The organism is Parabacteroides distasonis (assembly GCF_004793765.1).
Lineage (GTDB): Bacteria > Bacteroidota > Bacteroidia > Bacteroidales > Tannerellaceae > Parabacteroides > Parabacteroides distasonis_A.
Map to the genome: position 1 here is coordinate 1 of NZ_SRYM01000130.1, position 1,025 is coordinate 1,025.

Annotated in this window: 1 protein-coding gene; it reads right to left on the bottom strand. The window is 42.8% G+C overall.

The features are described 5' to 3' along the window. Positions 1-121: 121 nt before the first annotated feature. Entirely contained in the window at positions 122-922 is an 801-nt protein-coding gene (locus E5342_RS19015) for an alpha/beta hydrolase (RefSeq protein ID WP_121737555.1), read from the bottom strand. Positions 923-1,025 lie beyond the last annotated feature (103 nt).

The window sequence follows — 1,025 nt, forward strand, 5'->3', positions numbered from 1 at the left end:
CCATTTTGTTTTTATGTTCTTCAACAGAAAAGAATCTGTGTGCAATTTTGACTGACTCAATTAAATTTTTTCTGATTATATCGAACTCACGTTAAATAGTTAATCAAATTCCAACACATCCTTAAATTAAAGCCTTCACATGACCTTTTAAGATATGGAAGGCAGGAACGGCCATCGATCCATGATCATATCCGTCCAACTCATAGATATAAGTCTTCTTATGCCCAGCCACTTTCATCATACGCCAGAAATAGGCGTTCTCCTCATAACGACCTAGCATCTCCATCTCCCGGTCACCCGAGACGATAATCAATGGAGGAGCGTCGGGACGTACGTAAAACAAAGGGGCGAACTCGTCGATACTAGGTTGGGTATCTTTCATCCCCTTCTCCTGCCGATAAGCGAAATGGCTGATCGCATGACCGCTGAATGGGATCAAGGCTGCGATAGAATCAGCGTCTATCTGGTACTTAGCCAGCCATTTCTTATCCAGTCCGATCATATTCGTTAAATAACCTCCGGCGGAATGACCCGAGACAAAGATTTTACGCTTATCTCCACCAAACTTCTCAATTTCGTTGAATGCCCAAGCGACAGCGGCGGCGGCATCATCGATACAATCGCTTAGGGTGACTTTGGGTAGCAGGCGGTAATTTACGGCGATAACGGCTAATCCGCAGTTCTTCAATTCCTCCGGGATGAATTTGCTACCTCCCGACAAACCGCCTCCGTGAAACCAAATTACAGCAGGAAAGTCTTTTGCGTTCTCGGGATAATAAAGATCCAATTTGCAACGCTCCACCGCATATGGATCTTTCGATCGGGTATAAGGGATATCTCCGACTATCCTATAGTTTTGATCTTGCGCCGCAAGGATATTACAGATAATCAGACTGAATAGGAATAAATAGATTTTCTTCATCATATTAGATAATAGATTTAATACATCAAATTTAATATAAAAAAAGGAATAACAAAAAAAGGAGCCACTCTTTCGACTGGCTCCTTCACCTAAGACGGCGGCT